General features: G+C 41.3%; 8 protein-coding genes. 5 read left to right on the top strand and 3 right to left on the bottom strand.

Features of this window, described 5'->3' with window-relative positions; genetic code table 11:
- The 4 genes from ABI367_RS13450 to ABI367_RS13435 all read left to right on the top strand — a co-directional run.
- On the top strand, window positions 1-1,172 hold a 1,172-nt coding region (locus ABI367_RS13450; protein WP_462229781.1), incomplete at its 5' end, for a PP2C family protein-serine/threonine phosphatase.
- A 79-nt stretch (window positions 1,173-1,251) separates the two neighbouring features.
- Entirely contained in the window at window positions 1,252-1,857 is a 606-nt protein-coding gene (locus tag ABI367_RS13445; protein WP_462229779.1) for a ribonuclease HII, read from the top strand.
- A 137-nt stretch (window positions 1,858-1,994) separates the two neighbouring features.
- Window positions 1,995-3,191, top strand: coding sequence for a glycosyltransferase family 4 protein (locus ABI367_RS13440; protein WP_462229777.1), 1,197 nt, complete (start codon window positions 1,995-1,997; stop codon window positions 3,189-3,191).
- A 228-nt stretch (window positions 3,192-3,419) separates the two neighbouring features.
- Window positions 3,420-4,133 carry a 2-phosphosulfolactate phosphatase gene (locus ABI367_RS13435; protein ID WP_462229775.1) on the top strand — a complete coding sequence of 238 codons (714 nt, stop codon included), beginning with the start codon at window positions 3,420-3,422 and terminating at the stop codon, window positions 4,131-4,133.
- 1 nt (window position 4,134) lies between these two features.
- On the opposite strand, the gene ABI367_RS13430 is transcribed toward ABI367_RS13435, so the two are convergent.
- From ABI367_RS13430 to ABI367_RS13420, 3 genes are all read right to left on the bottom strand, one after another.
- On the bottom strand, window positions 4,135-4,461 hold the full coding sequence (locus ABI367_RS13430) for a nucleotide pyrophosphohydrolase (RefSeq protein WP_462229773.1): 327 nt from the start codon (window positions 4,459-4,461) through the stop codon (window positions 4,135-4,137).
- 5 nt (window positions 4,462-4,466) lie between these two features.
- Window positions 4,467-4,925 carry a D-aminoacyl-tRNA deacylase gene (dtd, locus tag ABI367_RS13425; protein WP_462229771.1) on the bottom strand — a complete coding sequence of 153 codons (459 nt, stop codon included), beginning with the start codon at window positions 4,923-4,925 and terminating at the stop codon, window positions 4,467-4,469.
- 121 nt (window positions 4,926-5,046) lie between these two features.
- Window positions 5,047-6,594, bottom strand: coding sequence for a glycoside hydrolase family 10 protein (locus ABI367_RS13420; RefSeq protein WP_462229769.1), 1,548 nt, complete (start codon window positions 6,592-6,594; stop codon window positions 5,047-5,049).
- Window positions 6,595-6,880: 286 nt separating this feature from the next.
- Here ABI367_RS13420 and ABI367_RS13415 point away from each other — a divergent pair, with 286 nt between their 5' ends.
- A complete protein-coding gene (locus tag ABI367_RS13415) occupies window positions 6,881-7,786 on the top strand; it encodes a hypothetical protein (RefSeq protein ID WP_462229767.1) in 906 nt (301 codons plus the stop codon).
- The last annotated feature ends 76 nt before the right edge of the window (window positions 7,787-7,862 follow it).

The raw sequence follows: 7,862 nt of genomic DNA, 5'->3' as shown, positions 1-7,862 counted from the left end.
AGTTAAACTCATTGCTTGATGTAACGCGCGCTATCAATAAAAATACTGCAACGCCCGTATTGGTGCAGATGTTGGAAGTGATTTTGCAAAATTATTTACTGGTAGGTGCCTTCAGGTTTTTAATTGAGAAGGACAATGGCTATATCTGTATATCAAAATACGGAGGTAAGCCAGAAACGGCCGACGCGCTAAACCGCGCCTGCGCCAGGTTGAACAAATTTAGATCACCTACTTCTTTAAAGAATAATGAGGACAAGCTACTGCAAAAGTATGATTACGTTATCCCCATTTATCATAAAAACAAACCATTGGCATACGCTATCATTGGCGATTTTAATACGTCGGCCGAGATGGTTAATAATGACCTCAACTTTATACAAACCCTGGTAAATATTATTGTGGTTGCGCTGGAGAATAAAAAGCTTTTTCGCGAACGTTTGGATACCGAGCGTTTTAAACGCGAAATGGAACTGGCTGTTGAAGTGCAGAATATGCTGATACCTCAACGTATACACCAGGAAACAAGTGTTGAAATTGGGGCAAAATATCTCCCGCATCAAAACATAGGCGGCGATTATTTTGACTTTATACGCCTTAATGAGGATGAATTTTTATGGTGTATAGCAGATGTATCGGGCAAGGGTATGTCGGCAGCATTGTTAATGGCCAATTTTCAGGCCAGTTTACATGCCTGGGCCACGGTGGAGAACAGCCTTACCAATATTATAAACCGCCTTAACCATAAAGTGATAGGCAACACCAAGGGCGAAAAATTTATCACCCTGTTTTTAGCTAAGTATAATGAAAAAACGCGCAGGCTTAAATATATAAATGCCGGGCATAACCCCACTATACTTTACAGTAACGGCGAGGCTATACAACTTAAACTAGGCACTACCATGATAGGTGCTTTTGAGGAGTTGCCTTTTTTAAATGAGGGCGAGGTTGAGGTAGGGCCTGATAGCCTGGTGTTTAATTATACGGATGGTTTGCTTGATTTTGAACCCTTTGGAAACAAATTGTGGAACGAGGGCTTGCTGATGGATTTTGTGAAGGAGCATAATAACCTATCGCCAGATAGGTTTAACCAAACCCTGATGGATCATTTAAATCTTGTAGTGAAAGGTAAACCAATTGACGACATTACGCTGCTTACGCTCCGGATTTTTTAATTATTATAATTATAACAGTTGCTTTTTTACACACTGTGATTTGTTAGATAATTAAGATATTTGAGGTGAAATTTTCACTATGCTATTAGCCAGATATCAGCAAGAATTACTTGAAGCCGGATGTGACGAAGCAGGACGCGGATGTTTGGCCGGGCCGGTATTTGCTGCTGCGGTTATTTTACCCCCTGATTTTGATCATGACCTGCTTAATGATTCAAAGTTATTAGTTGAAGAAGTTAGATATGCTTTGCGTTTAGAAATAGAACAAAAAGCTATAGCTTTCGCTGTGGCATCAGTAGATAATGTGGAAATAGATGAGATAAATATTTTAAACGCCTCGTTCCTGGCTATGCACCGCGCTATTGAAAAATTAACTCTTGAGCCGAAATTTTTAATTATTGATGGCAACCGGTTTAATAAATATAAAGCCACCCCGCATCAATGTATAGTAAAGGGCGATAGTAAATATTTCAGCATCGCGGCAGCATCAATTTTGGCTAAAACCTACCGCGACGACTATATGAAACAAATAGCGGCCCGGCATCCCGAATATAACTGGCACAGCAATAAGGGCTACCCAACTATTAATCATCGTGAAACGGTTTTAAGGTTAGGGCATACACCTTACCATCGTCTTACTTTTAAAGTAACAGCACCCGGCATGGAGCTTAATGAAGAGTATTAATTCTTGATTACCGCTTCTATTGTTATCAACACCCGCTTTTTTACAATACACTGATTTAAACGGACTGTAATGCCAGCCTCTAAACCTTGATTGTATAGCGTATTTTTATATTTTTGTTAAAAACACCCCTTAGCCCGTTGAAAATACTGTTTTTAACACATCGTGTCCCGTTCCCGCAAAATGGCGGTTACCAAATTGTGGTATGTAATACCATAAAAGGGTTGGTGCGTTTAGGTCATGAAGTTTCGTTGGTGGCACTTAATGGTAAACGTAAATATCAAGTAAGCAAACCGGACGAGGATATTATAGATAAGATAAATTACCGGGCTTATGATATTGATATCAATGTATCGGTACTTGACGTAGCCGTTAATCTGTTCAGCAAAACATCCTTTAATATTGACCGATATTATGATTCGGAATTTGAAACTTTGCTGATAGGCGAGGTACGTAAAAATAATTATGATGTAATACAGTTTGAAGGGTTAATGGTGTCGTTGTATTTATCAGCCGTACGCAAAAACAGTACTGCCAAATTAATATACCGCGCCCATAATATTGAGAACCAGGTATGGACAAGGCTATCACAGCAAAAAACTGATCCGTTTAAACGGTCATATCTTAAAATGCATGCCCGGCGTATTCTCAATTACGAGATACTGCAATTAAATAAGTTTGATGCCATTACCGTATTTACCCCGCAGGATAAGCAGGGAATAGAAAATTACGGAATTACCATACCGGTTGAGGTTTTGCCGGTGGGCCTTAACCTGGAAAAATACAAGCCTGATTATACCCAAACCGAGTTTCCAAGCCTTTTCTTTTTAGGATCATTAGATTGGCTGCCCAACCGCGAAGGGGTAGAATGGTTTCTGGATAATTTTTTAAAGGAACTTACAGACGGCGACCTGAATGCAAGGTTATATATAGCCGGAAACGATATACCCGAAAGTTTTGACGATTATGAAGTAATGGGTAAAATATTTATACAGGGCGAGGTAGACAATGCGTTGGAGTATATTAACAGCAAAGCCATTATGATTGCTCCGCTACTGTCCGGGGGCGGTATGCGGGTAAAAATTGTAGAGGGTATGGCTATGGAAAAGTGCATTATATCAACCTCGCTGGGTGCCGAAGGTATAAATTACGAAAACGGTAAAAACATCATTATAGCCAATAACCGGGAGGAGTTTTACCAGGCCATTAAACGCTGTATAAAAAATGAGAAGTATTGCCGCACAATGGGTTTAAATGCACGCGCGTTAATTGAACAGCAGCATGATAATAATAAGGTAGTTGATAAACTGATGGACTTTTACAGGGCATTGCTATAATTGTTTGTAAAGATTCGGATAAAGCCATTCTTACCAATTAGCACTTATCCGTCCCATAAATGCGACGGCAATGAATAATATCATGCATAGCATTTCTTATTTATCTCCACATATCCTATTCATTGCCGTTGGTTTTAACCAACGGATAATAAAGGACAGGAAGTAGGCTTCAGCCTAATTAGCCGGTGTTTTTAATTTATAATATTACATTTGTCCAATAGTTGTGACATGAATAAAAAACTACAGGTTTGCCTTACACCCGCGCTTTTGCCGCTTTACGATATCGAAAAGTTTATTGTTGTTATCATCGACATTTTTAGGGCCACAACCTCAATTTGCTATGGTATTGAAAATGGGGCACAAGCTATTATCCCCGTATCGCAGGTAGAGGAATGTGCGGCTTATCGCGATGTAGATAGTACTTACTTATTAGCCGCCGAGCGTGATGGCGAAGTGGTACCCGGGTTTGATTTTGGCAATTCGCCATTCTCTTATACGGCAGATAACGTGGCCGGTAAAACCATTGTGTTAACTACCACTAATGGTACGCACGCACTGCATCTATCGCGTAATGCAAAAAAGATTGTTATCGGCTCATTTTTAAACTTAACGGCTTTGTGTAACTGGTTAAACAATCAGCAGGAAAATATTTTGCTGGTATGCTCGGGCTGGAAGAATAACTTTAACCTGGAAGATACCCTTTTTGCAGGTGCGGTTACTGAACAGTTAAAAAATGGCGCTTTTAGACCGGATGACCCTGCCATAGCGGCAAACGATTTGTATAACATAGCTAAACATGACCTGGACACCTACCTCAAAAAAACATCGCATAGCGAACGCCTAAAAGCACTGGGTATTGAACGCGACATTGCTTTTTGTTTGCAGGTTGATACTACAACCGCCATCCCGGTTTTGGATGGGGATATGCTGGTGAAGCTATAATTTATTTCAACTTGTCATTATTCCTATGCCGGTCGGCATCGCGGATGTTTTTCTTATCCATATTTTTTTGCAGGGCTTCGGTAAGGTCAATACCGGTTTGGTTGGCCAGGCAAATCAGCACAAATAAAACATCGGCCATTTCATCAGCCAGGTTAACTTCGGTATCTGATTTTTTGAAAGATTGCTCGCCGTATTGCCTCGCCATGATCCGGGCAACCTCGCCAACTTCTTCCATTAGCATGGCCGTGTTGGTCAATTCGTTAAAATAGCGTACCCCGGTTGTTTTTATCCAGTTATCAACTAATTTTTGTGCGTCGGTAATGGTCATGGTAGTTAATGGTTATCGCGGTCTTTGGTATCTAATATAATGGTAACTGGCCCGTCGTTAATCAGGCTTATTTTCATATCGGCACCAAATATGCCGGTTTCAATTTTGGTGTTGGTTAATGTGGCGAGGGTGGTTATCATCTGTTCATATAACGGCACGGCAATATCCGGCTTTGCCGCGCGTATAAACGATGGCCTGTTACCTTTTTTGGTTTGCGCAAACAAGGTGAACTGCGATATCAGCAAAATGCGCCCGTCAACATCGGTAATACTTTTGTTCATTAACCCCTCGTCATCACTAAAAATGCGCATAGCGGCTATTTTTTGAGCGAGCCATTGGAAGTCGTCCGTGGTATCATCCGCAGCAATACCCAGCAGGATAAGCAAACCTGTTGTTATGCTCCCGGTAACCTCGCCATTAACCCGGCAGTTTGCTTCAGATACACGTTGTAAAACAGCTCTCATAATTTAAGCAAGATAATAAAACCTTATTGTCATTTCGAACGAGGTACGAGGAGAAATCTATACACAAGCAAATCCGAACATATGTATAGATCTCTCACTATGTTCGAGATGACATTAGAGGTTACGGTGCCGTTATCGCCACCGCCGGCGACCGGTCGCTTTCGTTCTTGAGCCTATCAATTGCCGTGACTATGTACGAATAGGTTTTGCCTTTTTCGGCAGTGGCATCCACATAAAAAGGTTCGGCGCTAAATTGTATATGCAGGATGTTTTTAGGGTCGTTAAGGTCAAACTTTCCCAAGCCTTCAAAACGGTAAACTACATAACCGTATACCGGTTCCTTGTCGGCAGCCAAAAGTGGTGTTTCCCAGTTTAGGCGGATGGCCCTGTTTTCCTTTTTAACCGAAAGATTGCGGGGTACATTTGGCGGTATCGAATCAAGCCATAACATTACCGGTGGCAATGCGGGATGCCGGTAATAGGTGTTTTTAAGCGAGTCGGTAAATCCCAGCCGGTTATCTGTTAATGATGTTGAACTAAAAAAAACGCTGCCCTGCACACGCGGGTTGGCACGTATCAGTTTTATCTGGTTGGGCACTTCGTCGGCATGTTTAAAGTTGGTCACTTTCCTTTCGTTGATACGATAGGCGGCCTGCCCCACATATAAGTGGCGGTTATAGGTATTGTCGCTCCACCAATTCAGTAAACTATCAAAAGCGGCCAGGCGGTAACCAATTGGCCAATAAAGCTGCGGGTTAATATAATCCAACCAGCCTTCTTTTATCCACTTGCGAGAGTCGGCATACAATTCATAATATGAATCGCCCCCGTGTGTATTAGAACCATCAACGTTTTGCGATTTGTTGGCCCATATACCAAATGGGCTTATGCCAAATTTTATACGGGGCTTATGTTTATGTATGCTGTCGGCCAGCATTTTTATCAGTTGGTCAACATTGTTGCGGCGCCAGTCTTTTATGTTGGTAAAGTTTCCGCCATATTTCTGGTAGGCATCAGCATCGTTTATTTTTTGCCCGGCAATGGCGTATGGATAAAAATAATCGTCCATGTGTACACCGTCAATATCATAGTTATCCACCACATCCAATATTACCTGTACAATATATTCGCGTACTTCGGGCAAGCCGGGGTTAAATACCTTTTGCCCGCCGTATATCATAAACCATTCGGGTTTTAAATTGGTAATATGGTTAGGGCTCAATAGATTATAACGGGCGTCGTTAGTGGCGCGGTAGGGGTTAAACCAGGCATGTAGTTCCATGCCGCGTTTATGGGCCTCGGTAATAGCAAATTCCAATGGGTCAAAAGCCGGGTCGGGTGCCTGGCCTTGCTTGCCGGTCAACCAGCGCGACCATGGTTCGCGGCTTTTAGCATAAAAGGCATCGGCAGCGGGCCTTACCTGAAACATAACCGCATTAATACCGGTTTTTTGGTGCGCGGTCAATATATCGGCAAGCTGCTGTTTTTGCTGGGCGGCAGGCATTTTGGTGCTGGTTGGCCAGTCAATATTTTCTACAGTAGCCATCCAAACGCCTCTAAACTCACGTTTAGGATCGGGCTTGTAGGGGAGTATTTTCTCGTCAGGAGTTTGGGCCCTGGTTAAAACAGGTAACAAAAGCGCAAACAAGAACAGGCGGTATATATGCATTAAAAATAAGTTTATCCGGGTACTACAAAGATATAAACTCTGTACGTAGCAGTTTATTATTACTACATAATAATTGCGTTTTAAGTATAATGTATATACTTTAGCGGGCAACAATAGTAAGATAAATGTAGGTTTACGCAAACAATTCATCATATTATTGTTTTATTTACGTTAATTGAATAATTATAAATGCCGTTACTTAAAGATAAGTAGCCAAACAAAATCAACTGTTAATTAGCTATAGATAATATAGCTGATGTAAAATTATCTTTAAAATCTCAATTCTATGGAAAATCAAACACAGCCTAAAAAAAACTCCAACGTTATTTATTTTCTAATTGTAGTTATTATAGCGTTGTTAGGCACCGATGTATACTTATACATCAAGAAAAACAATTCAGACGTAAAGATCGTTTACCAAAATGACGAAAAAACCAGGCTGCAAACCGAATTGGATAGCTTGGAGGCCCAAATTGAACAGGTAAACGCCGGCAAAACCCGCCTCTCTGCAGATATGCAGGCCAAAAACGATTCGTTAAAATCAAAAATAAAAGTGTTAAGAAGCGAGCTGGCCAAAGGCAAATTAACCTTTGCCGAGCTGAACAAAGCACAGGAAGACATTAAACAGCTAAGGTATTTTGTAACCAAATACACTGCCGATATTGAGGAGCTTAAAAAAGAGAACGTAACGCTTGCCAGCGAACGTGATACTTTAAAAACCAACCTGGGCACCGTTACTGAAAAAGCCACTAACCTTGAAAAACAAAACCAGGATCTGAGCACTAAAGTAACCCTGGCATCGGCACTTAAAGTTGGTGCGGCCAATGTAGTAGCCTATAAAATTAAAGGCAGCGGTAAAGAAGTTGACGTAACCCGCGCCAGCCCGGCAAAAAAGATAAAGATCAACTTTACTATTGCCAGCAATCCTATTGCGGTAAAAGGCGCGCATGATATTTATGTACGTGTTATTGACCCAACAGGCAACCTGATCACATCGGGCACTGATGCTACTTTCAACGCTGATGGACAGGACCTGCAATACACCTACAAAACATCTATAGATTATAAAGACGATGGCAGCGGTTATACTATTGATTGGGTAAACCCCAATCCTTTTCAAAAAGGAAGCTATACCGTTATATTATATGCCGATGGTTATACTATGGGTAAAACAGGTGTGACGCTGAAATAAAGTCCTCACATCACCTTTAATCTCCATGTCATTTCGAACGAGGTACGAGGAGAAATCTATACACACGCTAATCCAG

The organism is Mucilaginibacter sp. (genome assembly GCF_039935595.1).
In the GTDB taxonomy this organism is placed as follows: domain Bacteria; phylum Bacteroidota; class Bacteroidia; order Sphingobacteriales; family Sphingobacteriaceae; genus Mucilaginibacter.
Note: the sequence above shows the minus strand (reverse complement) of the source record. Positions and strands in the feature narration are given on the sequence as shown.

Coding starts and splice junctions, on each gene's coding strand:
- ABI367_RS13445 (WP_462229779.1), top strand. CDS start 1,252: ATGCTATTAGCCAGATATCAGCAAGAATTACTTGAAGCCGGATGTGAC.
- ABI367_RS13435 (WP_462229775.1), top strand. CDS start 3,420: ATGAATAAAAAACTACAGGTTTGCCTTACACCCGCGCTTTTGCCGCTT.
- ABI367_RS13430 (WP_462229773.1), bottom strand. CDS start 4,461: ATGACCATTACCGACGCACAAAAATTAGTTGATAACTGGATAAAAACA.
- dtd (WP_462229771.1), bottom strand. CDS start 4,925: ATGAGAGCTGTTTTACAACGTGTATCTGAAGCAAACTGCCGGGTTAAT.
- ABI367_RS13420 (WP_462229769.1), bottom strand. CDS start 6,594: ATGCATATATACCGCCTGTTCTTGTTTGCGCTTTTGTTACCTGTTTTA.
- ABI367_RS13415 (WP_462229767.1), top strand. CDS start 6,881: ATGGAAAATCAAACACAGCCTAAAAAAAACTCCAACGTTATTTATTTT.